This window comes from Brevundimonas vancanneytii, assembly GCF_901421975.1.
Taxonomy (GTDB): Bacteria; Pseudomonadota; Alphaproteobacteria; order Caulobacterales; family Caulobacteraceae; genus Brevundimonas; species Brevundimonas diminuta.
Map to the genome: position 1 here is coordinate 1,186,658 of NZ_LR588407.1, position 22,773 is coordinate 1,209,430.

The 22,773-nt window shown below is 67.3% G+C and carries 19 protein-coding genes and 4 pseudogenes; 17 read left to right on the top strand and 6 right to left on the bottom strand.

Annotated features, from left to right (window positions below; all coding sequences use genetic code 11):
• Positions 1-122 precede the first annotated feature (122 nt).
• The 10 genes and pseudogenes from rpoZ to FGL25_RS05765 all read left to right on the top strand — a co-directional run bounded on the left by rpoZ (position 123) and on the right by FGL25_RS05765 (position 9,383).
• Positions 123-482: a DNA-directed RNA polymerase subunit omega gene (rpoZ, locus tag FGL25_RS05720; protein WP_003165386.1), complete on the top strand. Its 360-nt coding sequence runs from the start codon at positions 123-125 to the stop codon at positions 480-482.
• Between the two features lie 59 nt (positions 483-541).
• A complete protein-coding gene (locus FGL25_RS05725; protein ID WP_138141183.1) occupies positions 542-2,803 on the top strand; it encodes a RelA/SpoT family protein in 2,262 nt (753 codons plus the stop codon).
• A gap of 37 nt (positions 2,804-2,840) precedes the next feature.
• Positions 2,841-3,620, top strand: coding sequence for an LOG family protein (locus FGL25_RS05730; RefSeq protein ID WP_076222809.1), 780 nt, complete (start codon positions 2,841-2,843; stop codon positions 3,618-3,620).
• 45 nt (positions 3,621-3,665) lie between these two features.
• On the top strand, positions 3,666-4,250 hold the full coding sequence (gene pyrE, locus FGL25_RS05735; protein WP_138141184.1) for an orotate phosphoribosyltransferase: 585 nt from the start codon (positions 3,666-3,668) through the stop codon (positions 4,248-4,250).
• A gap of 14 nt (positions 4,251-4,264) precedes the next feature.
• Positions 4,265-5,023 carry a pyridoxine 5'-phosphate synthase gene (locus tag FGL25_RS05740; protein WP_138141185.1) on the top strand — a complete coding sequence of 253 codons (759 nt, stop codon included), beginning with the start codon at positions 4,265-4,267 and terminating at the stop codon, positions 5,021-5,023.
• Complete coding sequence (acpS, locus tag FGL25_RS05745) at positions 5,020-5,421, top strand: holo-ACP synthase (RefSeq protein ID WP_003165381.1); 402 nt, start codon at positions 5,020-5,022, stop codon at positions 5,419-5,421. Before FGL25_RS05740 ends, acpS begins: the two co-directional genes overlap by 4 nt.
• Before the next feature lie 112 nt (positions 5,422-5,533).
• Positions 5,534-6,461 (top strand): annotated as a pseudogene (lepB, locus tag FGL25_RS05750) (signal peptidase I).
• Positions 6,461-7,178, top strand: a pseudogene (gene rnc / locus FGL25_RS05755) (ribonuclease III). The pseudogenes lepB and rnc overlap by 1 nt, the downstream one beginning before the upstream one ends.
• A pseudogene (gene era / locus FGL25_RS05760) lies at positions 7,175-8,141 on the top strand (GTPase Era). The pseudogenes rnc and era overlap by 4 nt, the downstream one beginning before the upstream one ends.
• A gap of 93 nt (positions 8,142-8,234) precedes the next feature.
• Positions 8,235-9,383, top strand: coding sequence for a serine hydrolase domain-containing protein (locus tag FGL25_RS05765; RefSeq protein ID WP_252970049.1), 1,149 nt, complete (start codon positions 8,235-8,237; stop codon positions 9,381-9,383).
• Here FGL25_RS05765 and FGL25_RS05770 read toward each other — a convergent pair.
• Positions 9,373-10,758, bottom strand: a complete 1,386-nt coding sequence (locus FGL25_RS05770; RefSeq protein WP_252970050.1) for an aminotransferase-like domain-containing protein — start codon at positions 10,756-10,758, stop codon at positions 9,373-9,375. The genes FGL25_RS05765 and FGL25_RS05770 overlap by 11 nt on opposite strands.
• Positions 10,759-10,861: 103 nt before the next feature.
• Here FGL25_RS05770 and FGL25_RS05775 point away from each other — a divergent pair, with 103 nt between their 5' ends.
• The gene (locus FGL25_RS05775) at positions 10,862-11,734 is read left to right on the top strand and encodes a DMT family transporter (RefSeq protein ID WP_138141186.1); all 873 of its coding nucleotides are present in this window, start codon (positions 10,862-10,864) and stop codon (positions 11,732-11,734) included.
• Between the two features lie 10 nt (positions 11,735-11,744).
• On the opposite strand, the gene FGL25_RS05780 is transcribed toward FGL25_RS05775, so the two are convergent.
• Entirely contained in the window at positions 11,745-13,253 is a 1,509-nt protein-coding gene (locus FGL25_RS05780; RefSeq protein ID WP_138141187.1) for an acetyl-CoA hydrolase/transferase family protein, read from the bottom strand.
• A gap of 114 nt (positions 13,254-13,367) precedes the next feature.
• The gene (locus FGL25_RS05785) at positions 13,368-13,808 is read right to left on the bottom strand and encodes a VOC family protein (RefSeq protein ID WP_138141188.1); all 441 of its coding nucleotides are present in this window, start codon (positions 13,806-13,808) and stop codon (positions 13,368-13,370) included.
• Between the two features lie 91 nt (positions 13,809-13,899).
• Here FGL25_RS05785 and FGL25_RS05790 point away from each other — a divergent pair, with 91 nt between their 5' ends.
• On the top strand, positions 13,900-14,355 hold the full coding sequence (locus FGL25_RS05790; RefSeq protein ID WP_138141189.1) for a nuclear transport factor 2 family protein: 456 nt from the start codon (positions 13,900-13,902) through the stop codon (positions 14,353-14,355).
• Complete coding sequence (gene recO, locus FGL25_RS05795) at positions 14,355-15,086, top strand: DNA repair protein RecO (protein WP_088491459.1); 732 nt, start codon at positions 14,355-14,357, stop codon at positions 15,084-15,086. Before FGL25_RS05790 ends, recO begins: the two co-directional genes overlap by 1 nt.
• A gap of 31 nt (positions 15,087-15,117) precedes the next feature.
• On the opposite strand, the gene FGL25_RS05800 is transcribed toward recO, so the two are convergent.
• A complete protein-coding gene (locus FGL25_RS05800) occupies positions 15,118-16,185 on the bottom strand; it encodes an NAD(P)H-dependent flavin oxidoreductase (RefSeq protein ID WP_138141190.1) in 1,068 nt (355 codons plus the stop codon).
• Between the two features lie 103 nt (positions 16,186-16,288).
• On the opposite strand from FGL25_RS05800, the pseudogene parC reads away from it, so the two are divergent.
• From parC to FGL25_RS05815, 3 genes and pseudogenes are all read left to right on the top strand, one after another.
• A pseudogene (gene parC / locus FGL25_RS05805) lies at positions 16,289-18,503 on the top strand (DNA topoisomerase IV subunit A).
• A 219-nt stretch (positions 18,504-18,722) separates the two neighbouring features.
• Positions 18,723-19,172, top strand: coding sequence for a LemA family protein (locus FGL25_RS05810; protein ID WP_252970250.1), 450 nt, complete (start codon positions 18,723-18,725; stop codon positions 19,170-19,172).
• Between the two features lie 202 nt (positions 19,173-19,374).
• Positions 19,375-20,208 (top strand): M48 family metallopeptidase, encoded by an 834-nt coding sequence (locus tag FGL25_RS05815; RefSeq protein ID WP_252970051.1) that lies wholly within the window; start codon positions 19,375-19,377, stop codon positions 20,206-20,208.
• A gap of 28 nt (positions 20,209-20,236) precedes the next feature.
• On the opposite strand, the gene FGL25_RS05820 is transcribed toward FGL25_RS05815, so the two are convergent.
• Both FGL25_RS05820 and FGL25_RS05825 read right to left on the bottom strand, forming a co-directional pair.
• The gene (locus tag FGL25_RS05820) at positions 20,237-20,968 is read right to left on the bottom strand and encodes an arginyltransferase (RefSeq protein WP_138141192.1); all 732 of its coding nucleotides are present in this window, start codon (positions 20,966-20,968) and stop codon (positions 20,237-20,239) included.
• Positions 20,969-21,079: 111 nt separating this feature from the next.
• Positions 21,080-21,982, bottom strand: a complete 903-nt coding sequence (locus FGL25_RS05825) for a flagellar motor protein MotB (RefSeq protein ID WP_003165359.1) — start codon at positions 21,980-21,982, stop codon at positions 21,080-21,082.
• 128 nt (positions 21,983-22,110) lie between these two features.
• On the opposite strand from FGL25_RS05825, the gene FGL25_RS05830 reads away from it, so the two are divergent.
• Positions 22,111-22,617 (top strand): flavin reductase family protein, encoded by a 507-nt coding sequence (locus FGL25_RS05830; RefSeq protein ID WP_003165358.1) that lies wholly within the window; start codon positions 22,111-22,113, stop codon positions 22,615-22,617.
• Positions 22,618-22,773: the final 156 nt, after the last annotated feature.

Consider the following 22,773-nt stretch of genomic DNA (forward strand, 5'->3'; position numbering starts at 1 on the left):
GGTCTGTCGGGCGAGGGGAGGCGCAACTGACGCCGATCCGCCCCAATGCCGCCTTCGCGGCGTTGCACAATCGGCTTTCAACCTATATTTTGTGCGGTTCTCCCTGCCGCCAGAGGAAATTCATGGCCCGCGTCACTGTCGAAGACTGCATCGAAAAGGTGCCGAACCGCTTTGGTCTGGTTCTGCTGGCCGGTCACCGCGCCCGCAACATCGCCAACGGCGCGCCGCTGACGCTGGACCGCGACAACGACAAGAACCCGGTCGTCGCCCTGCGCGAACTGGCCGAGGACACCGTCACCCCGGACGAACTGCGCGAGAACATCATCACCACCCTGCAACGGGTCGATGAGCGGACCGAGGCCGAGGATGAAGCCGAAGTCGTGGCCCTGCTGGCCGAGCCGCAGCACATGAACATGGCCGAAGCCGAACTGATCCGCGCGCTGCAGAGCGACCGCGACGGGGGCCAGGAGGAACGCTACTGACGGCAGAGCCTGTCACCGGCGTCACCTCCTCAACGGCGCGGCCCCTGGCGGACACGCCGATGGACCAACCCGCGAATCTGCAAGACAAGTCGGCGTCGCCCTCTGCCGGGGCGGCGCCGAAGTCGTCTGAAGGCCCTGCATTGTCTGATACCAAGCGCGCACCGATCATGCGCCAGTTCGAACTGATCGAGGCGGTCAAGGCCTATGACCCGACCGCCGACGAGGCGCTGCTGAACCGCGCCTATGTCTATGCGATGAAGATGCACGGCTCGCAGCTGCGGGCCTCGGGCGATCCCTATTTCGCCCATCCGATCCAGGTCGCGGGCATCCTGACCGACTATCGGCTGGACACGGCGACCATCGTCACGGCCCTGCTGCACGATGTGGTCGAGGACACCTCGGCCACGCGCGAGGACATCGCCGAGATGTTCGGCGAAGAGGTCGCCGTCCTGGTCGAGGGCGTGACCAAGCTGTCGCGGCTGGAGCTTCAGGCCGAGCACACGCGTCAGGCCGAGAACCTGCGCAAGTTCATCCTGGCCATTTCGCGCGACGTGCGGGTGCTGCTGGTCAAGCTGGCGGACCGCCTGCACAACATGCGCACACTTCACTTCGTGAAGCCGGAGAAGCGCGAGCGCATCAGCCGCGAGACGCTGGAAGTCTACGCCCCCCTGGGTCGGTCGATCGGCATTCACTCCATCGCCGCCGAGCTGGAGGAGCTGGCGTTCGAGCATCTGAACGCCACGGCGCGCGTCGCCATCCAGCGCCGCCTGGAGGCGCTGAAGCTGGAGAACGGCAGCGCCATCGAGGCCGTCTCGCCCGAGATCGAACGGGTGCTGTCCGAGGCGGGGCTGACCGCGCGGGTCAAGGGGCGCGAGAAGACGCCCTATTCCATCTGGCGCAAGCTGCAGCGCAAGACGGTCGGCTTTTCATCCCTGTCGGACATCTACGGCTTCCGCGTCATCGTCGAGAGCGAGGACGACTGTTACCGCGCCCTGGGCGTCATCCATCGCGCCTGGCCGATGGTGCCGGAGCGGTTCAAGGATTTCATCTCGACGCCGAAGTCGAACAACTACCGCTCGCTGCACACCACGGTCGTCGGGCCGGGCGGGCTGCGCATCGAGATGCAGATCCGCACCGAGATCATGGACCGTGTGGCCGAAGACGGGGTGGCGGCGCACTGGGCCTATAAGAACCAGTCCTACGGCTTCGACCGCGAGGCGATGGAGGCCGACGGCGGCCGCGATCCCCTGCTGAACCTGCGCCATCTGGTTCAGGTGATCGAGCACGGGGAGGGGGGCGAGGACTGGGTCGAGCACGCCAAGCTCGAAATGTATCTGGATCAGGTCTTCGTCTTCACGCCCAAGGGGACGCTGATCACCCTGCCGCGCGGCGGGATGCCGCTGGATTTCGCCTACGCCGTCCACACCGAGGTCGGGGACACCGCCGTCGGGGTCAAGATCAACGGCGAGCTGAAGCCCATGCGCACCGCGCTTCAGAACGGCGACGTGGTCGAGATCATCCGCGGGACCAAGCGCGAGGTGCCGACCGACTGGCGCAGCCTGACGGTCACGGGCCGCGCCCGCTCGGCCATCCGCCGCCACATCCGCACCTCGGAACGCGAAGAGTTCGTGCGCCTGGGCAAGACGACGCTGGAGCAGACGCTGGAGCGGGCGGGCAAGTCGCTGGCCGACGTCAAGCTGACCGAGGTGCTGAAGACCTTCGCCATGCCGTCGGAGGAGGACATGTTCGACGCCATCGGCCGGGGCCGCTTGACGGCCACGCGCGTGGCCGAGACCCTGTTCCCGGCGCTGAAGGGCCAGCTGAAGGCCGGGCCGGAGCGCAAGCGCATCGGCGAGGAATCGCCGCGTCTGTTCGTGCGCGGCGGCGGTCTGACGCCGGGCGTCAGCATCCATTTCGGCCAGTGTTGTTCGCCGGTGCCGGGCGACCGCATCGTCGGCATTCTTGAGCCGGACAAGGGACTGACCGTCCACACCATCGACTGTCAGACCCTGGCCGATTTCGCCGATGACGACTCCGTCTGGCAGGATCTGCAATGGACGCCGCAGGCCGAGCGCAGCGCCGTCGGCGCGGTGAAACTGCACGCCACCCTGACCAATGCGCGCGGCGTGCTGGGGCAGGTGGCCTCCATCATCGGCGAGGCGGGCGGCAACATCCTGAATCTGTCGATGGCGCACCGGCAGCACGACTTCTACGACGTCGACATCGACGTGGAGGTCGAGGACGCCCGCCACGCCACCATGATCATTGCGGCGCTGAGGGCCAATCCCTACGTCGATACGGTTGATCGCGCGCGCGGCTGAGCCGACGCTGACGCCATCAGTTTTCTCAAAGGTCGAAATGTCCCCCGAACAACAGAAGCTCGCCAATGAGGCCCAGATGGCCTCGCCTTCCTATCGTCTGGCCGCCCTGGATCAGGACTTCCTGCTGGGCGAGTCGATGCGCGGCGTGCGCTTCCTGATGGAGTATGAAAAGGCCGAGCAGGCGTTGAAGGCGTGGGGCGTGCGCTCGACCATCGTGGTCTTCGGCAGCGCCCGCGTCGGCGTGAACGGCGACGGCCGCCACGCCTATTGGTACGAGCAGGCGCGTCAGTTCGGCCGCATCGCCTCCGAACGCGGCGGCGCCTTCCGCGGCGAGCCGGGCGAGGTGCGCGACAACGTCATCGCCACGGGCGGCGGGCCGGGCATCATGCAGGCCGCCAACCAGGGCGCGCACGAGGCCGGGGCGCCCTCGATCGGCTTCAATGTCACCCTGCCGCACGAGCAGTTCCCGAACCCGTGGTCGACGCCTGAACTGACGTTCCAGTTCCACTACTTCGCCATGCGCAAGATGCACCTGGCCATGCGGGCCAACGCCCTGGTGGTCTTCCCCGGCGGTTTCGGCACTCTGGACGAATTGTTCGAGATCCTGACCCTGCGCCAGACGGACAAGGCCCCGCCGATCCCCATCGTCCTGTTCGACGAGGCCTATTGGCGTTCGGTCATCAACTTCGACACCCTGATCGAGCACGGCATGGTCAAGGCGTCGGACATGAAGCTGTTCGCCTTCGCCGATGACGCCGAGACGGTGTGGACCAAGCTGCTGGAAGGCGGCCTGAAGCCCAACTGCGACATCAAATAGGGCGCGGGTTGAGGGCGGCCGCTGCAGGGTCTAAGGACGGCCTTCATGAACACTGAAGACGTCCTCAACGAATTCCGCGACGCCGGCGCCCTGCGCGAAGGCCATTTCGTCCTCTCGTCCGGCCTGCACAGCCCGGTCTTCCTGCAAAAGAACCTGGTCTTCATGGACGGCGCCCGCTGCGAGCGCCTGTGCAAGGCGCTGGCGGAAAAGATCGTCGCTGCGGTCGGCCCGGTCGATGCGGCGATCTCGCCCGCCGTCGGCGGGATCATCCCCGGCTATGAAACGGCCAAGCACCTGAACGTCCGCTCCATGTACGTCGAGCGCGAGGACGGCGAGTTCAAACTCCGTCGCGGCTTCTCGGTCGAGCCGGGCGAGAAGATCGTCATGGTCGAGGACATCGTCACCACGGGTCTGTCGTCGCGCGAATGCATCGCCGCGATCCAGAAGGCGGGCGGTCATGTCGTCGCCGCCGCCTGCATCGTCGACCGTTCGGGCGGAAAGGTCGATGTGGGCGTGCCCCTGATCGCCCTGGCCTCGATGGAGGTGCCGGCCTATCCGGCCGACGCCCTGCCGCCGGAACTGGCTGCCCTGCCGGTCGAGGATCCGGGCAGCCGCCGGTTGTCCAAGTAGAGAAAGAGAACGGGATGAAGCGTCAGCGGGTTCGTCTGGGCGTCAATATCGACCACGTCGCCACGGTCCGTAACGCACGCGGCGGCGCTCATCCCGATCCGGCTCGCGCGGCCGAGGCGGCGCTGGCGGCGGGGGCTGACGGCATCACCGCCCATCTACGCGAGGATCGCCGTCACATCACCGACGCCGACATCGACGTGCTGACGGCCCTGTGCCGCCGCGCGGACAAGCCGCTGAACTTCGAGATGGCGGTGACGGAGGAGATGCTGGCCATCGCCCTGCGTCACCGGCCGCACGCCGCCTGCCTGGTGCCCGAGCGGCGCGAGGAGGTGACGACCGAGGGCGGTCTGGCCGTCGCCGGTCATGAGGCCCGCATCGCCCCGGTGGTGAAGTCCCTGTCGGATGCCGGCATCCGCGTCAGCCTGTTCATCGAACCGTCCGAGGAGCAGGTCGAGGCCGCCGCCGCGGTCGGCGCCCAGGTGGTCGAGTTTCACACCGGCCGCTATTGCCACCTGACCGACTCGGCTCAGCGCGCGGTCGAGTTCGACCGCCTGGCCGCCGCCGCCGCCCAGGCCGACATTCTGGGGCTGGAGGTCCATGCGGGCCACGGCCTCGACTACGCTACGGCAGGCGATGTGCTGGCCGTTCGCGAGATCGTCGAGCTGAACATCGGCCACTTCCTGATCGGCGAGGCGGTCTTCGTCGGCCTGGACGCCGCCATCCGCCGGATGCGCGCGGCGATGGACGAGGCGATTTCAGGATCGGGGTCATGATTATCGGCGTCGGCGCCGACCTGTCGGACATCCGCCGCATCCAGGCGTCGCTGGACCGCTTCGGCGACCGTTTCAAGCAGCGCGTCTTCACCGAACTGGAGCGCACCCGCTCGGACCGCAAGGCCGATCCGGCCTGGAGCTACGCCAAGCGGTTTGCGGCGAAAGAGGCCTGCGCCAAGGCCCTGGGCACCGGGATGCGCTCCGACGTCTACTGGCGCGACATGGGCGTGGTGAACCTGCCGTCCGGCCAGCCGACCCTGGCCCTGACCGGTCACGCGGCCGAGCATCTGGCTCGCCTGACCCCGCCGGGACATGAGGCGCGCATCCACCTGACCCTCAGCGACGAACACCCCTACGCCCTGGCCTTCGTGGTGATCGAAGCCCTACCCAAGGCCTGACGCCGCCGCGAAGGTTGCGGTTCCTTCATCATCCAGAGTCTTGCTCGCGGCGGGTTCAGCGACTACGCCTCGACCTTCAAACCCCGCGTTCGGCGGGGGATTCGAGCAGACGATGAGCGACGACCCCAAGGCGAACGGCGGAGCAGCCGACCCAGCCCTCGATCCGGCTGACCAACGGCCGATCTGGAGCGACGACGGCGACGCCCCCTTCGACATGGGGGACGACCCCGAAGCCCTCGACAGCGAGACCCCGATCTATGCGCCCCGGCGCGCCAGGAAGGCCAAGCGAGTGAAGAAAGAAAAGTCCGCGAGCAACGAAACGGTCGAGATCATCAAGACCGTCGTTTTCGCCCTGCTGATCGCGCTGGTGCTGCGTGTGCTGCTGTTCCAGCCCTTCACCATCCCGTCGGCCTCGATGGAGCCGAACCTGTACGAAGGCGACTACATCGTCGTGTCGAAGTGGTCGTACGGCTATTCCAAGCACTCGATCCCGTTCAGCCCGCCGGTGTTCAACGGCCGTATCTTGGGCAAGGCGCCGGAGCGCGGCGACATCGCCGTGTTCAAGCTGCCGCGCGACAACAAGACGGACTACATCAAGCGCGTGATCGGCCTGCCGGGCGACAAGGTGCAGATGATCGCCAACAAACTCTACATCAACGGCGCGCCGGTTCAGGACGTGGTGGTCAGCCGCGCCCAGATGGCCGACATGTTCGGCCCGCGCGCCGTGACCCAGCTGCGCGAGACCCTGCCGGGCGGCCGCACCTTCATGACGCAGGACTTCGGCCCTGGCGGCGATCTGGACGACACCCCCGCTGTATGAGGTTCCGGCCGGTCACTACTTCATGATGGGCGACAACCGCGACAACTCGATCGACAGCCGCGTCGAGATGTCGGCCGGCGTGGGCATGGTCCCGGCCGAGAATCTGGTCGGCAAGGCCGAGATCATCATGTTCTCGTGGACGCCGGGCGCCTCGCTGTTCAACCCGGTCAGCTGGTTCGCCAACGTGCGTTTCAGCCGGTTCTTCAAGATCCTCGACTGATGGCCGGCGGACGCACGAATGTGCGCGCCGAGGCCGTGGCGGCCCTGCGCCAGCGCCTGGGGCATGACTTTGAGGACGCCTCCCTGCTGGAGCGCGCCCTGACGCACTCCAGCGTGGGCGAGGGGGCGGGGCCGCATACGCCCGCCGACAATGAGCGGCTGGAGTTCCTGGGCGACCGGGTGCTGGGCCTGCTGGTCGCGGATCGACTGGTGCGCGACTATCCGTCAGCGGACGAGGGGCAGCTGTCCGCTCGCCTGCACGCCTTGGTGGACAAGAGCGCCTGCGCCCGCGTGGGCGAGCGGCTGGGCGTGGGCGACGCGCTTCGCCTGTCGCCCGGCGAGACCAAGACGGGCGGCCGCAGAAAGGCCCGGAGTCATCGCCGATGCTGTGGAAGCGATCCTGGCGGCCGTCTATCGCGACGGCGGTCTGATCGCCGCTCAGACCGTGTTCGAACGCGCCTGGGCCGAAGAATTGGCCGCGCCTCCGAGTGCGGCGGTGACCAACCCCAAGTCCGCCCTGCAGGAATGGGCGCAAGGCCAGGGCCGACCGCTGCCGACCTATGAAGTGGTCCAGCGCACCGGCTCGGATCACGCGCCGACCTTCACGGTCGAGGCGACGGTGGCTGGCTATGAACCGGCCCGCGCCCAGGGACGTTCGCGACAGGAGGCGGAAAAGGCCGCCGCCATCGCCCTACTGAAACGAGAAGACGTAATTTGACCGAGACCACCGAAACCACCGAGATCACCGGCCAGCGTGCGGGGCTTCGCCGCCATCATCGGCGCGCCCCAATGCGGGCAAATCGACGCTGGTGAACCGGTTGACCGGCTCCAAGGTCTCCATCGTCACCCAGAAGGTCCAGACCACGCGCTTCCCCGTGCGCGGCATCGCCATCAAGGGCGACGCCCAGATCGTGCTGGTGGACACGCCCGGCATCTTCACGCCGCGCCGCCGTCTGGATCGCGCCATGGTCGCCTCGGCCTGGGGCGGGGCGCAGGACGCGGACGTGGTCGTCCATCTGATCGACGCCCAGTCGCACATCGACGCTGAAGGTCGCGAAGGCACCGCCGCCGACCGCCGCTCGGCCGAGGACACCGAGACCATCATCGCCAATCTGAAGGCGACCGACACCAAGTCATCCTGGCGCTGAACAAGATCGACGGCATGCGCCGCGACACCCTGTTGGCCCTGTCGCAGCGCCTGTTCGAGACGGGCGTCTATTCCGAGGTCTTCATGATCTCGGCGCTCAGCGGCGACGGCGTGGAGGATCTGAAGACGCGCCTGGCCCTGGCCATGCCCGAGGGCCGTGGCTCTACCCCGAGGACCAGTCCGGCGGACGTGCCGCTGCGCGTCCTGGCCGCCGAGATCACGCGCGAGAAGGTCTATCTGCGCGTGCACGAGGAACTGCCCTATTCGGCGGCGGTCGAGACGACCGCGTTCGAGGACAGGCCGGATGGTTCGGCCCGCATTGAACAGACCATCTATGTCGAGCGCGAAAGCCAGCGCCCGATCGTTCTGGGCAAGGGCGGCCAGACCCTGAAATGGATCGGCCAGAAGGCGCGTGAAGAGCTGATCGAGATCCTGGATCGGCCCGTTCACCTGTTTTTGACCGTCAAAGTCGATCCCAAATGGCAAGACTCAAAGGCATTGTACGCCCAGTTCGGCCTGGAGTTTGACGTCTAGTCTCGTGTTCATCGTTCCCAAGACCGCGGGCGGAAGGCCCTGGTTCCTCGGTTCCCTCGTCGCCGCCGGCCTGATCTCGGCCGGGGCGGGCGCGTGTTCGTGAAGGCCGTCGCGCCGGAAACCCAGGCGGCGGCCGTCTATCGGACAGACCTGCCCAAGCGCCCGCCGGTCGAGGTGGTCGAGGCCCTGCCGCAGTTGAAGGAACGTCTGGACCACCTGGCGGCCAGCAAGCAGTTCACCGGCGCCGTCCTGGTGGCCAGGGGCGATCAGGTTCTGTTCCGCCAGGTTTATGGCAAGGCGAACTATGAGCAGGACACGCCCTTCGCCCTGGACACCCGTTTCCGTCTGGCCTCGGTGTCCAAGCAGTTCACCGCCGTCGCCGTTCTGAAGCTTCAGGACGAGGGCAAGCTGTCGGTCGACGATCCCGTCTGCAAATGGATCGAACCGTGCCCCGACGCCTGGCGACCGCTGCGTATCCATCACCTGCTGTCGCACACCTCGGGCATTCCGGACGTGATGGCCCAGGCCGAGTGGGGCCGTATCCGCGTCACCCACCGCACGTCGCAGGAACTGACCGAGACCTCGGCCCGCTATGGCCTGCAGTTCGAGCCGGGGACGAAGGTCCGCTACAACAACGCCGCCTTCAACCTGGCGGCCGAGATCGTGTCAAAGGCCAGCGGCCAGCCGTTCGAGACCTATATGGAGCAGGCGATCCTCAAGCCCCTGGGCATGAAGGACACTGGCTCGGACGTGAATGACGACGCCCAGGGGCTGGCCATGGGCTACGGCCTGTTTCCGGCCGGCCTGACGCCGCAGCCCATCGCCAACGTCAGCGTCGTGGCAGGCGCCGGGGCGCTGTATTCGACGCTGGACGATATGCTGGCCTGGAACCGGTCTCTGCATCAGGGCCACGTCCTGAGCGACAAGGCCTATGCTGACCTGATCGCCGACCATGCGCCGGACGACATGCCGGAGCGACGCGGGCCGCATCGGGCCTATGGGTACGGCATTTACGTCAGCGCCCTGGGCGAGCGGACCTCATCGCCGTTCAGCGATCGCCAAATCTACCACACCGGCAGCTGGGCGGGTTTCCGCAACCTGGTGTCCTATCAGCCCGATCAGGACGTGACGGTGGTGGTGCTGTCGAACAACTATCACCTGCGCGACTTGGTGCTGCTCATCAACCAGCAGGCCATGGCCGAGGCTCTCGGCCGCCCGTTCCCCGCCGCGCTCAGCCGCTGAGGCTTAGGCGCAGGAAGCTCATCAGGCGCGGGTCGTCGCAGTGGGTCACGTTGACCCGCATGAAGCGGCTGGCCGTCTGTGAGGGACTGAACACGTCGCCGGGCGCCAGGACGACGCCCTCTTTCAGCGCGGCGCGAGCCAATTCGGCGGAATCGATCTCGCCTGGCAGTCGGCACCAAAGATTGAAGCCGCCGCGCGGCTCGATCCAGGGTTCGACGCCGATGGATCTCAGGCGGGCGATCACCTCGCGGCGCTTGCGCGCCAGGCGTCGATGAACCTCGTCCAGATGCTTGCGATAGCCGCCCCCGGCCAGGACGTGGGCGATGGCTTCGGCCGCAACGGGACTGGCGCCGACAAAACCCGTCGCCACCTGAAGATCGGCCAGATCCGAAATCCGGTCGACGCGCGCCGCGATGTAGCCGCAGCGCAGGGAGGCCGACAGCGTCTTGGAGAAGCTGCCGATGCGGATGACCCGGTTCAGCCCGTCCAGCGCCGCCAGACGGGTGGTGGGCTCGGGCTCCAGATCGGCGAAAAGATCGTCCTCGATGATGGTGAGGTCATGCGCGGCGGCCAGATTCAGCAGGCGGTGCGCCGTCTGGGGCGCGATGCCGGCGCCGGTCGGGTTCTGAAGCCCCGCGTTGGTCAGATAGAGCCGGGGCGACGCCTGTTTCAGTACGGCTTCGAACCGTTCGACGTCAGGGCCCGTGGGCGTGTAGGGGACGCCGACGACCTGGACCTGATGCGCGCGCAGCAGGGCGCGAAAGTTGAAGTAGCAGGGATCGTCCACCACCACCGTATCGCCGGGCCGCAGCAGATAGCGGCACGTCAGATCGACCGCATGGGTGCCCGATCCGGTCAGCAGCACCTGATCCTGGCCGAGTTGCAGCCCCTCGGTCGCCAGCCGGCCCAGAAGGATGCGGCGCAGCGCCCTCGAGCCGAGCACGCCGCCATAGTCGGTCAGGAGGGCGTCGTCCGCCCGCGCGACCGCGCGCAGGGCCTTGCGCAGCGCCTCGGTCGGCATCCAGTCGGCAGGCAGCCAGCCGCAGCCGGGCTTGAGGGCCTCCGGCGGCGCCTCCAGCGACTGGCGCGACACCCAGAAGGGGTCGACGGCGCGGTCGTGCAGGCTGGGATCGACTGCAAAACTGAGCGGAGGCAGGGCGGCGCCCGAGACGTAGAAGCCTGATCCCGGCCGAGCGCGGATCAACCCCTCGGCGGCCAGCCGGTCATACGCCTCGACGACGGTCGAAGGCGAAACCGCCATGGTCTCGGCGAAACGCCGGATCGACGGCAAGCGGTCGCCGGGCGCCAGGCTGCGCCCCGCGATCCGCGCGCGGATGGCCTCCATGACCTTTGTGGTGCGTGTGCTGCGGGACAACCGTGCCGGCTCCATAACCCATACAGTTTGGCAGAAGCGTATCGATCTGTGGCTGCCTTCGCCAGCGCCGCGCGTCCAATCAGGCGGCGAAGAGGGAGACGGAATGGACACGGCGAAACAGAAACGCATCGACGGCCTGATCTGCGGGCTTCTGGGGGTCGTGATCTTCAGCGGTTCGCTGCCCGCGACGCGGGTGGCGGTAGCCGACCTGTCGCCGCTGTTCCTGACGGGCGCGCGGGCCGTCATCGCGGCGGCGCTGGCGGGGCTGGTGCTGTCGGCCACGCGGCAGGCGCGGCCGGATCGACGCGATCTGATGTCGCTGGCGGTGATCGCGGTCGGGGTGGTGGTCGGTTTTCCCCTGCTGTCGGCCCTGGCGCTGCAGCACATGACCTCGGCCCGGTCGATCGTCTTCATCGGCCTGTTGCCGCTGTCCACGGCCATCTTCGGCGTCATGAGAGGCGGGGAGCGGCCGCGCCCGCTGTTCTGGCTGTTCTCGGGTCTGGGCAGCGCCACAGTGATCGGCTTCGCCTTCAGCAGCCACGGCGACGGATCATGGACCAGCGACCTGCTGATGCTGGCCTCCATCATCATCTGCGGCCTGGGCTATGCCGAGGGCGGCATACTGGCGCGGCGTTTGGGCGGCTGGCAGGTCATCTGCTGGGCGCTGGTGCTGTCGGCGCCGATCATGCTGATGGTGGCGGCGTTGGACCTGCCCGCCGACTGGAGCGCCATCGGGGCGCCTGCGTGGACCGGTCTGGCCTATGTCTCGGTCTTCTCGATGCTGGTCGGCTTCATCTTCTGGTATCGCGGCCTGGCGATGGGCGGCATCGCCAGCGTGGGGCAGCTTCAACTGCTCCAGCCCTTCTTCGCCCTGGCGCTGGCGGGGCTGGTGCTGCACGAGGCCGTGCCGTGGACCATGGTGGCGGCCGCCGCCCTGACCGTGGTCAGCGTCGCCGTTGCCCGCCGCTATGCCTGAGACGGGCGGGTCAGGCCTTCATCGACCCCGTTTCGATGAAGCGTTGGTGCCACGACAGCGCCTCGGTCAGCAGGTGGGGCGATTGCAGGCCGTAGGAGCCTTTCAGCGCGCGAGCGTAATAGTCCTTCAGCGCGTCGCGATAGTCGGGGTGGGCGCAGTTGGCGATGATGACCTGGGCGCGCTGCTTGGGTGACAGGCCGCGCAGGTCGGCCAGGCCCTGTTCGGTCACGATGACCTGCACGTCCTGGGTGATGTGGTCGACGTGGCTGGCCATGGGGACAATGGCCGAGATCTTGCCGCCCTTGGCCGTAGAGGGCGTAACGAAGCAGGAGATGTAGGCGTTGCGGGCGAAGTCGCCCGAGCCGCCGATGCCGTTCTGGATGCGCGAGCCCATGACGTGGGTCGAGTTGACGTTGCCGTAGATGTCGGCCTCGATCAGGCCGTTCATGGCGATGCAGCCCAGGCGGCGGATGATCTCCGGGTGGTTCGAGATCTCCTGCGGGCGCAGGATGATCTTGCCGCGGAACTGCTCCATCCGGCTGTTCAGATCGGCGGCGGCCTCGGGGCTGAGCGAGAAGGCGGTGGCCGAGGCGACCGTCAGCTTGCCGCTGTCGAGCAGGTCCAGCATCCCGTCCTGCAGCACCTCGGTATAGGCGGTCAGGTTCTCGAACGGGCTGTTCTGAAGGCCCGCCAGCACGGCGTTGGCGACATTGCCCACGCCCGATTGCAGCGGCAGCAGATGGGCGGGCAGGCGGCCCAGCTTCACTTCGTGCTGCAGGAACTCGATCAGATGCCCGGCGATGGCCGTGGCGCTGGCGTCCGGCGCGGCGAAGGGCAGGTTGCGGTCGGGGCTGTCGGTCTCGACGATGGCGGCGATCTTGGACGGATCGACGCGGAAGACCGTCTCGCCGATCAGGTCGGTCGGCTTGGTCAGCGGGATGGGCACGCGCGCAGGCGGCAGGGCCGTGCCGTAATAGATGTCGTGCATCCCCTCCAGCGCCGCGTTTTGCCAGCTGTTGACCTCAAGGATGATCCGGTCGGCGCGGTCCAGCCAGGTCTTGTTGTTGCCGATGGAGGACGAGGGGATCAGCGCCCCGTCCTCACGGATGCCCGAAACCTCGACCACCGCCGTCTCCAGCGGGCCGAGGAAACCCTGCCAGGCGACCGGCGCCACCTGAGACAGGTGCATGTCGAGGTATTCCATCTCGCCCTTGTTGATCTTCTCGCGGGCGATGGGGTCGGAGTTGTAGGGCAGGCGGAACTCGATGCCATCCGCCTTGGCCAGGGCGCCGTCCAGCTCAGGCCCGGTCGAGGCCCCGGTCCAGACCTTCAGCTTGAACGGATTGCCAGCTGCGTGCTCGGCCTCGATCCGCTCGGCCAGGGCTATGGGCACGACCTTGGGATAGCCAGAGCCGGTGAAGCCGCTCATGCCCACGGTCGAGTTGGCCGGGATCAGGGCGGCGGCGTCCTGTGCGGACATGATCTTCGACTTGAGGGCGGCGTTACGGACGCGGGACATCGCTAACCTGACGACTGGAGCCGGGGAGGGCTCATGGAACGACGCGGACATAGGCGCCGCATCATCCTGATTCCAATACGGCTTTGGTCGTAACAGTTCGTGATCACAATGGCGTTAGCCGCCGGGTTTCCAGTCCGCCGTCGGGTTGGTGTTGACCATCCAAGGGATGCCGAACCGGTCGGTGAAGCTGCCGAAACCAGGAGACCAGAAGGTTTCGGCGAAGGGCATCGACACCTTGCCGCCCTCGGACAGGGCGGCAAAGACCTGCCTCGCCTTGGCGAGGTCGTCGGTGTGATACGACACGTCGAAGCCGTTCTTGGGCTTGTCGATGTTCGGCGCGAACTCGGGCGGCATGTCGGCCCCCATGATCGCCTGATCCCCGACCTCCAACCAGCCGTGCATCAGCCAGTCCTTGTATTTGGAATCGACCGGCATGTCGGGCGGGCCATCGCCGTACGGAAAGGCGGCCGTGACCTTGCCGCCCAGCACGCGGCCGTAGAACTCCAGTGCCTCGCGGCACTGGCCCTGAAAGCTGAGGCTGGTGACGATCTTCATGGGATCCTCCTTCGGATGGAGGCGAAACGCGCCAGGCGGACGTCGTTTCCCGGCGCTTCCCCCATTGACGGAACAGGACTAGAACAAAGCCATGATCACCGCTGCCCTGATGATGCTTCAACTGTCCGCCGCGCCCGCAGAGACCGCGCCGATAGAGCGCACGCTGGACGCCATGCACGCCGCCGCCTCGGTGGCGGACGGCGAGGCCTATTTCGCGACCTTCACGCCGGACGCCCGCTTCATCGGCACCGATGCGGGCGAGCGGTGGAGCCTGCCGGAGTTCCGCGCCTACGCCATGCCCTACTTCTCGCAAGGCAAGGGCTGGACCTATCGGCCGACGGCGCGGACCGTGACGATCGCCCCGATCGACTGCCGCTGCGTCGCCTGGTTCGACGAGGTGCTGGACAACGACGCCTATGGGACCACGCGCGGCTCGGGCGTGTTGCGCCTGACCGAGGACGGCTGGAAGATCGAGCAATACGTCCTCAGCTTCGCCGTACCGAACGACAAGGCGCGCGCTGTCGTCGACGCCATCAAGGCCGACTGATGGAGGTTCAGGACGACGCCTTCGTGCTGTCGGCGCGGGCGCATGGCGATACGGGGGCGGTGGTGGATCTGCTGACCGAGCGGCACGGTCGCCGCGCCGCCTATGTCGCGGGCGGGGCGTCGCGGCGGATGCGGCCCTTTCTCCAGCCCGGAGCACGGGTCGTGGCCGACCTGCGGTCGCGGACCTCGGATCAGCTGGGTTCAGCGCGGCTGGAACCGGTGGGCGAGGGGCCGGCCGCCCTGTTCGACGACCCGCTGGCCCTGACCGGGTTGAGCGCCGCCGCAGCGGTGGCGCAGGGCGCCCTGCCGGAGCGGGAGCCGCATCCCGGCGCCTTCTACGCCTTCGAGGCGTTGATGGGGGCGTTCGCCGTGCCCGAGGTCTGGCCCGCCATCTTCGTGCGGTTCGAGGCTGGGTTGCTGGAGGATTTGGGCTTCGGTCTCGACCTGTCGCGGTGCGCCTCAACGGGGTCGATGGACGATCTGGTCTGGGTCAGCCCCCGCACCGGCCGCGCCGTCAGCCGCGAGGCGGGCGCGCCCTATGCCGACAAGCTGCTGGCCCTGCCGCCCTTCATGCTGGGCGCGCAGGCCGGGCTGGGCGAGGGCGACGTGAAGGCGGGGCTGGAACTGACGGGGCACTTCCTTGAGCAGTTCGTCTTCCACGCCCTGAACCGGCCTCTGCCGCCCGCGCGGGTCTGGATGATCGACAAGCTGGGCGAGGCGGGGCGGCTGTAACTGCCTCACGCCCGCTCATCCTGGCGGTGGGCTAGAGGCGGGACAGCCCCGCAATCGCCTCGCGCGTTTCCCTTTCCAACATCGCGACCAGTTCAGCGGCAGGCAGGGCGCGGCCCAGCGGCGCGCCTTGTCCGGCCCAGTGCGGCGCATAGCCGTTGTCGCCCTTGGCCCTTGCCGCCGCGTTCAGCGCCTTGCCGAGGTTGTAGGCATACGGATAGGCGGCGATCTTCGTCTCATCGGCGCGGCGCATGAAGGCGTTCTCCACCCCGCGCGACGGGCGGCCGGAGATGGCGGCGCTGACCCGCGTGCGCCCGGCCTCAACACCAGACAGAACTGCCCGATAGGCCGCATCCGCCGCCGACTCCGGGCACGAGGCGAAGGCCGTGCCCATCTGCGCCCCGGCCGCGCCCAGCGCCAGCGCCGCCGCGATCCCGGCGCCGTCCATGATCCCGCCCGCCGCGATGACCGGAACCGGCAGGTCGCGCGCCAGCAGGCGCGTCAGCGGCAGGGTGGCGAAGCGCGGATCTTCGGCCGGGTCGAAGACGCCGCGATGGCCGCCCGCCTCGACCCCTTGGGCGATCACCATGTCGAACCCGGCGGCGACGGCGGCGCGGCCTTCCTCGGGCGTGGTGGCGCTGGCGATCAGGACGCAGCCCGCCGCCTTCAGCGCCGCGATCTGATCGGCGCGCGGCAGGCCGAAGTGGACGCTGACCACGGCGGGCTTCTCCTCGACCAGCACCGCCAGCTTGGCGTCGTCGGTCAGGAAGCTCTGATAGATGTCGTTGAGGCGTTCGGGAGGCGCGGCGTCGAACTCGCTGAAGATCGGGCGCAGGCTGTCGATCCATGCCGCATCGCGCGCCGGATCAGCCGCAACCGGCGCATGGCAGAACAGATTGACGTTGAACGGCCGGTCGGTCAGCGCCTTCGTCGCGCGGATGGCCTTGCGGCTCGCCTCGGCGTCGATGGCGCCCAGGGCGATGGAGCCCAGCGCCCCCGTGTTCGACACGGCGGCGGCCAGTTCGGCGGTCGAGGTTCCGGCCATCGGCGCCTGAATCAGGGGGAAGAACAGGCCGAGGCGGTCGGTCAAGGCGGTCTTCATCGAGGCTCCTTCACGCGTTTCTGCACAGATAGGCGCTGACAATCCCGGCGTCAGGCCCCGGCTGCGCTAGACTTTCCTCGTCCGATCATTGATTCGAAGCCGTATGACCATCCACACCCCGACGCCCGAAGGCGGCCGCATCGTTGAAGAACCGATGGGCGATGCGCTGTCGCGCCGCTATCTGGCCTACGCTCTGTCGACCATCACCAACCGGGCGCTGCCCGACGTGCGTGACGGCTTCAAGCCCGTGCACCGGCGTATCATGTACGCCATGCATCAGATGCGGCTGAACCCGCAGGCGGCCGCACGCAAATGCGCCAAGGTCGTCGGCGAGGTCATGGGCGGCTATCACCCGCACGGCGACGCCTCGATTTATGAGGCGCTGGTCCGTCTGGCCCAGGATTTCGCCCAGCGTTATCCGCTGGTCGACGGTCAGGGGAATTTCGGCAACATCGACGGCGATAGCGCGGCCGCCATGCGCTATACGGAGTGCAAGCTGACACCCGCCGCCGTCCTGCTGCTGGACGGCATCGATCAGGACGCGGTCGACTTCCGTCCCACCTATGACGATCAGGACGAGGAGCCGGTGGTCCTGCCGGCGGGCTTCCCCAATCTTCTGGCCAACGGGTCGTCGGGCATCGCCGTGGGCATGGCGACCTCGATCCCGCCGCACAACGTCGGCGAACTGATCGACGCCTGTCACCTGCTGCTGGAGCAGCCGGACGCCACGACCGAAGACCTGGTCAAGATCGTGCCGGGGCCGGATTTCCCCACGGGCGGCGTCTCGGTCGAGGGCCATGCGTCCATGCTGGATGCCTATGAGACGGGCCGGGGCGGGGTGCGCCTGCGCGCCGCCTGGGACACCGAGGATCTGGGCCGAGGCGTCTGGCGCATCGTCGTCACCGAGATTCCCTATCAGGTGCAGAAGTCCAAGCTGATCGAACAGCTGGCCGACCTGATCGAGAACAAGAAGGCGCCGCTGCTGGCCGACGTCCGCGACGAGTCGGCCGAGGACATCCGCCTGATCCTGGAGCCGAAGTCCCGGACGGTAGAACCTGAAGTCCTTATGGAAAGCCTGTTCAAGCTTTCCGATCTGGAGACGCGCTTCCCCATCAACATGAACGTGCTGGACGCCACCGGCACGCCGCGCGTCATGGGGCTGAAGGACTGCCTGCGGGCCTTCCTGGATCACCGCCGCGTGGTGCTGAACCGCCGCAGCCAGTGGCGCATCGCCCGCGTCGAAAAGCGCCTGCACCTGTTGGAAGGCCTGCGCATCGTCTTCCTGAATCTGGACGAGGTCATCCGCATCGTCCGCGAGGAAGAACAGCCCAAGGCGGCGCTGATCGCGACCTTCGGACTGAGCGAGCTTCAGGCCGACTTCATTCTCGACACCCGTCTGCGTCAGCTGGCCCGTCTCGAAGAGATGACGATCGAGAAGGAATTCAAGGAGCTGTCGGAAGAACTTGCGGCGTTGCAGGCGCTGACGTCTTCGGAGACCAAACAGTGGAAGGCCATCGGCAAGGAACTGGAGGCCGTGCGCAAGGCCCTGGTCTCGCCGCGCCGGACCGTGATCGGCGACGCTGTCGACGCCTCGGCCTTCGTGGCGCCGGAAGCCTTCATTCCGCGCGAAGCGATCACCGTCATCCTGTCGGATCGCGGCTGGATCCGCGCCGCCAAGGGCAAGGTCGACGACCCCTCCGAGCTGAAGTTCAAGGAAGGCGACAAGCTGGGCTTCCTGGTCCCCGCCTATACGACGGACAAGCTGCTGGTCGGGGCGTCGGACGGGCGCATCTTCACCATCGGCGCCGACAAGCTGGCCTCCGGGCGCGGCCACGGCGAACCGTTGCGCCTGATGATCGATCTGGACGAGAAGGCTGAGATCATCAATGTCGTGGCGCATGAACCCGATGCGAAGCTGCTGATCGCGTCCAAGGCCGGTTACGGCTTCGTCGCGCCCGAAAACGACCTTCTGGCCCAGAAGCGCGGCGGCAAGCAGGTGTTGAACGGCGAGATGCTGGCCATGTTGCGCATCCCCAGTCAGCCGCAGGCCGACCACGTCGCCGTCATCGGCGAGAACATCAAGACGCTGATCTTCCCCCTGGCCGAGCTGCCCCGAAATGGGCCGGGGCAAGGGCGTGAAGCTGCAGAACTACAAGCAGGGCGGTCTGGCCGATGTGACGGTGTTCAACGCCGAGGCGGGGCCGGAATGGGCCGACGGCGGCGGTCGTCGCCGCAACTGGCCCGATTGGAAGGACTGGCTGGGCAAGCGCGCCGGGGCTGGTCGCCAAGGCCCGCGCGGTCTACGCAAGTTCCGCTAGGACCGCCTTTCTCCCAGAGGGAGAAGGGTGACGGCGAATTCATTGGGTGTGAAGACGGGGCTCCCTCATATTCACGCCTGATCTTTCGGAGGAGGCTCAATGATCACCTGGATCATCATCGGCGTCATCGTCGTCATTCTGCTGTTCGTCGTGGTCGGCGCGTACAACAGGCTGGTGAAGCTGGATCAGACGGCGAACCAGTCGTTCGCGGACATCGACGTGCAGCTGAAGCAGCGCCAGGATCTGATCCCCAATCTGGTCGAGACGGTGAAGGGCTACGCCACGCATGAGCGCGGCACCCTGGACGCTGTGACCCAGGCGCGCGCCGCCGCTGCGGGCGCTCGCACCATTGATGAGAAGGTGCAGGCCGAGAACATGCTGACCGCGACCCTGGGCCGCCTTTTCGCCGTGTCCGAGGCCTATCCGGACCTGAAGGCCAACGCCAACTTCCAGCAGCTGCAGATGGACCTATCGGACATCGAGAACAAGCTGGCGGCCGCGCGCCGCTTCTTCAACAACGCGGTCAGCGAGTTCAACGCCGTGCGCCGCCAGTTCCCGACCGTCCTGTTCGCCGGGATATTCGGCTTCGGCGCGGACAAGCCCTTCTTCGACGTGGGCGAGGGCGAACGCGCCGCCCTGAACGCCGCCCCGCCGACGGTGAAGTTCTAAGCCCCAATGGCGGTTTTCGGTCAGGCCGTCGGCCTCAAGACCCACATCTGGCGAAACAACACCCGGTCAGCGATCCTGCTGGCCGGGTTCCCGGTGCTGTTGGTCGGCATATTGTACAGCGTCCAGGTGCTGATGATGGGCTTCGGCCTGCTGCCCAACTCAGGCGGCGACCTGGGGCAGGATCTGGCGCTGGGCGGCGTCCATGCTGGGCTGGACCGTGCCCTTCGCCGCTATCGCGGCGGCGATCTGGTTCGTCATCGCCTATTTCGGCAATCAGATGATGATCGACGTCATGACCGGCGCGCGAAAGGTCGAGCGCCGGGTCGAACCGGAACTCTATAATCTGCTGGAGAACCTGGCGATCTCGCGCGGGATGAAGACGCCGACCCTGCGCATCATCGAAAGTCCGTCGCTGAACGCCTATGCGTCCGGCCTGCACGAGGGGAACTACAGCGTCACCGTCACGCGCGGTCTGATGCAGACCCTGAACCGCGACGAGATGGAGTGTGTCCTGGCGCACGAACTGACCCACGTCATCAACAAGGACGTGCGGACCATGGTGATCGCCTCGATCTTCGCGGGGATCATCAGCGTGGTGGCCGAACTGGTGTTCCGCAGCCTGTTCTACATGCGCGGCGGGCGAGGGCGGGACAACAAGAACGCCATGCCCCTGATCCTGATCGGCCTGGCCATCGGCGTGATCGGCTTCGGCCTGGCCGCCGTCATCCGCATGACCCTGTCGCGGACGCGGGAATATGTGGCCGACGCGGGGGCGGTGGAGCTGACCAAGAACCCCGACGCCATGATCTCGGCCCTGCGTAAGGTGTCGGGCCAGTCGAAGCTTGAGGCGCCGGACGAACTGCGCGGCATGTTCCTGGACAATACGGCGGAGAAGACGGGGTTCTCGGGCCTGTTCGCCACCCATCCGCCGATCGAGAAGCGGATCGCGGCGCTGGTGCAGTTCGCCGGCGGCCGGGACGACGGGCCGTGGGGCGGAGCGCCGCAAGCGGCGGGCACGGCGGTCCCGACGACGTAGCTCCTTCTCCCACAAGGGGAGAAGGGTTTTAAAGCCGCTCCCAGCCCCATGGCCGCAGGGCCTCCAGCGGGCGGAACTCGGCCTTGTAGTCCATCTTGGGCGAGCCCTGGACCCAGTAGCCGAGGTAGACATAGGGCAGGCCCACCGTCTCGGCCTGTTGCAGGTGATCGAGGATGGCGAACCGGCCCAGACTCCGGCGCTCCATATCCGGGTCAAAGAAGCTGTAGACCATCGACAGGCCGTCATGCAGCAGGTCGGTCAGGCAGACGCCGACCAGACGGCCGGGGCCGTCGTCCTCGCTGGGCAGGCGGTATTCGATCAGATGGGTGCGGACGGCCGTGTCCTCGACCATCGACACATAGTCCAGCCAGCCCATGTCGGTCATGCCGCCGCCGGGATGGCGGGCGCTCAGATAGCGGCGCAGAAGGTCGAACTGCTCCATCGTCGCCTCGGCCTCGACCAGATCGCGCGACAGGTCCGCATTGCGCGCCAGGATGCGGCGGCGCGAGCGCGAGAGTTTGAAATCCGCCACCGGAATCCGCACCGAGACGCAAGCGATGCAGGCCTCGCAGGCCGGACGGTAGGCGATGTTCTGGCTGCGGCGGAACCCGGCCTGGGTCAGGGCGTCGTTGACGTCGGCGCCGTCGCTGAACGGCAGGTTGGCGAAGACCTTGCGCTCGAACTGACCCGGCAGATAGGGGCAGGGCGCGCTGGCGGTCATGAAGAAGCGGAGCTGGCGCGAGAAGAAGTGCTGGGTCACGGCTGTCGCTCCGTGACGGCGTCAGCGCCCGCACAGGGGCCGGATGAATAGACGCGGCTCATGTCCTGATTTGGCGCGCAACCGGCCGTTTTCGCAAGTCTTCTTCGCGTCCTACAGGCTGGTGTCCGTGGGCAGGACCGGCGCTTCGCGCAGCAAGACGATGGCGATGCGGCGGTTTCCGGCCAGCGACGGGTCGTCGGGATACAGCGGGTCGGACCCCGCCTTGCCCGCGACGGAATAGACCCGGTCGCTGCTCACGCCCGCGCTTTGCAACGTCAGGCGCGACGCATCGGCGCGCGCCGACGACAGGGGCCAGTCGCCGGGGCTGCTGGCGCGGCTGGAGCCGGCGACGGCGCTGGTGTGGCCGGTGATGGTGATGCGGTTGGGCAGTTGGTTGATCACCTTGGCCACGGCGCGCAGCAGCAGTTGGGCCCGCGGGTTGGGACGCGAGGATCCGTTCTCGAACATCGAGCGGCCTTCCTGGTCGACCAGCTGGATGCGTAGACCCTCGGGCGTCTGGTCGATGATCAACTGTTTCGACAGTTCGGCCAGTTCCGGCATGGACTGCATGGCCTGACGCAGGGATTCGGCGGCGCTGGCGAAGTCGGCGGCCTCGCGCCGGGCGATCTCGGCGCGCAGGGCGGCTTCGCTGGCCGAGGCCAGGTTGGAGTTCTGACCCGCTTCCTGCGGGGCGTCGGGGGCCTCGGGCGCCAGTTGTTCGATGACGGCGTTGGAGCCGGCGCCCTTGGCCCCTTCGGAATCGCCTAGCGAGGTGCCGCCCAGGATGCCGCCGGAGCCCGAGGTCGAGGCCGAGACGTTGGCGGGGGCGAAATATTCGGCGATGCCGCGCTTCTGCTCCGGATCGGTCGTGTTGATCAGCCACATCAGCAGGAAGAAGGCCATCATGGCCGTGACGAAGTCGGCGTAGGCCACCTTCCACGCGCCGCCGTGGTGGCCGTGTCCGGCAACCTTCTTCACCTTCTTGATCAGGATCGGGCGATCGTTCAGCGCCATGGGGCGGATCCGTCTTAACCGTGTTCGTTCGCCCTAAATCCCATGCGGGGCTTAAGAAGCGGTTGCGGTGAGATGCGACGGCGCGCCGCGCCCTTGCCGATGCGGGCTTCACGGCCTAGCTGAGGGCCATGTCCGACGCGTCCGCTTCCCCTGCCGCCGATTTCGACCCTCGCGCCTATCGCCGGGCGCTGGGCGGGTTTGCGACCGGGGTATGCGTGGTCACGGCCCATACGGTCGACGGGCCTCTGGGGATCACGGTGAACAGCTTCACCTCAGTGTCGCTGGATCCGCCGCTGGTGCTGTGGTGCATGGACGTCAAGTCCGACCGCCATGACGCCTTCGCCGGGGCGGATCGCTTCGCCGTCCATATGCTGCCGGTCGAGGACCAGGCCATGTCCGACCGCTTCGCCTGGGGCGTTTGCCGCCTGTCGGACGACGAGTTCGCGGTCGATGATCCCGAGCCGCCGCGCCTTCTGAACGCGGTGACGCGCCTGACCTGCCGGACGCACGACCGCATCGTCATGGGCGATCACCTGGTCATCGTGGGCCGGGTCGAGGCGTTCGACACCCGGCCGGGCGATGCGCTGACCTATTTCCGGGGGAAGTACGGCAAGGCCGCCGATCCAACGGCCTGAGCCTTCTCCCCTTGTGAGAGAAGGTGGGCCTGAAGGGCTCGGATGAGGGGTCTCTCCGAAATCTGAAATGAAAGGGGGCTGGCGTCGGCCGATGTCCAGCAACCCCTCATCCGTCTCGCTACGCGAGCCACCTTCTCCCACAAGGGGAGAAGGGCA